Origin of the sequence: Xanthomonas sp. SHU 199 (assembly GCF_000364665.1) — a bacterium.
Classification (GTDB): domain Bacteria; phylum Pseudomonadota; class Gammaproteobacteria; order Xanthomonadales; family Xanthomonadaceae; genus Xanthomonas_A; species Xanthomonas_A sontii.
Window position 1 is genome coordinate 1 of the sequence record NZ_AQOI01000619.1, and the last position, 1,583, is coordinate 1,583.

At 68.3% G+C, this 1,583-nt stretch carries 2 protein-coding genes; one reads left to right on the top strand and one right to left on the bottom strand.

Going from position 1 to position 1,583, the window contains the following annotated elements:
* On the top strand, positions 1-641 hold a 641-nt coding region (locus D183_RS0117990; protein WP_017910223.1), incomplete at its 5' end, for an aminotransferase class I/II-fold pyridoxal phosphate-dependent enzyme.
* A gap of 374 nt (positions 642-1,015) precedes the next feature.
* On the opposite strand, the gene zipA is transcribed toward D183_RS0117990, so the two are convergent.
* Positions 1,016-1,583: cell division protein ZipA (zipA, locus tag D183_RS0117995; protein ID WP_017910224.1), on the bottom strand; the 568-nt coding region annotated here is incomplete at its 5' end.

Here is a 1,583-nt window from a genome sequence, read left to right on the forward strand (position 1 = left end):
AGGCCATGGCCAGCGCCGATCCGAACGCCGGCCTGATCTATCTGTGCAATCCCAACAACCCGACCGGGTCGGTGACCAAGCGCGCCGACATCGAATGGCTGCTGGCCAACAAGCCTGCGTCCAGCGTGCTGCTGGTCGACGAGGCCTACCTGCACTACAGCGACGAGCCGTCGGTGATCGACCTGATCGGCCAGCGCCAGGACCTGCTGGTGCTGCGCACCTTCTCCAAGCTATATGGCATGGCCGGGCTGCGCCTGGGCTTGGCGGTGGCCGCGCCGGGGCTGCAGACCAGGCTGGCCGCGTTCGGCCAGAATCCGGTGTCGGTGCCTGCGCTGGCCGCCGGCATCGCCAGCCTGCAGGACCTGCAACTGGTGCCGACCCGCCGCGCCGAGAACGCGCGCATTCGCGACGCCACCATCGCCTGGCTGCAGAGCAAGGGCTACAAGTGCCTGCCGTCGCAGGCCAATTGCTTCATGGTCGACGTCAAGCGCGACGGCGCCGCCTTCGCCGCGGCGATGGCCAAGCAAGGCGTGATCGTCGGCCGCAGCTGGCCGATCTGGCCGAAGCTGGTGCGCGTCACCGTCGGCAGCGAAGCGGAGATGCTGCGGTTTCGGGAGGCGTTTGTTAAGGCGCGCAAGTAGCGCGCCTGGGATTGGGGAGTTGGGATTGGGGATTCGTAAAAGCGGGTTGCCGTGCGGCTGAGGCGGGGCTAGTTTGCCCGGACTTCTCATTTCCCATTAACACGAGTCGCTAGTTCTGGCGCTAGCGCGCCAGGAGTGGGGAGCCGGGATTTGGGGATGGGGATTGGGGGATTCGCGGGAGCCAAACACCAGGGCTTTGGCGTCGGCGGCGGTCGTACCCTCATCCGCCCCTTCGGGGCACCTTCCCCCAAGAAGGGGGCCATGGTCCCGAAGGGAGAAGGGAAAAGCGCGCCGGGAATCAGCGCCAGGGAATCGCTTTTACGAATCCCGACTCCCGACTCCCTAATCCCGGCGCCGCGCCATCGGCGCGGCGCTCACCAGCGCGGCGCCTTCGTCAACGGCGGCGCCTGGTGCTGGCGGTCGTAGGCACGCAGGTCGTCGCGGATGTGGGCGATGCGCTGGCGTCCGAGGGCGTTGCGGCTGTCGTCCAGGACCACGCCGTCGAGCAGTTCGCCCATGCGCTGCACGGTCGGCAGCATCTTCTCCCAGGCGTCGAGCGCGGTCAGCGGCGCCGGCAGGGTCAGGAAAAAGGCGATCGCCGGAGTCTCCATCTCGCGGATGTGCGCCATGTCGAAGCTGCCCGGCTTCATGATGCTGGCCATGCTGAAGATCGGGCCGCGCTCGGGATGCCCTTCCACCAGACGGTGGAACACGTTCATGTGGCCGAAGGTCAGGCCGGTCTTCTCCGCGGCCACCACGATGTCCTCGCCGCGCAATACCTGCCCGGCACGGGCGGCGACATACAGCGAGACGATCTTGTCGAAATCCTGGCTCGGCCGCTTGCCGAGGTCGGCGCCGGGCGCCTCCGCCGCAGGCAGGCCCAAATCGGGCTGGTGCGCTTCGCCGTCCGCGCCGGGCGCGGCCAGCGCGTCGTCGCCGGCG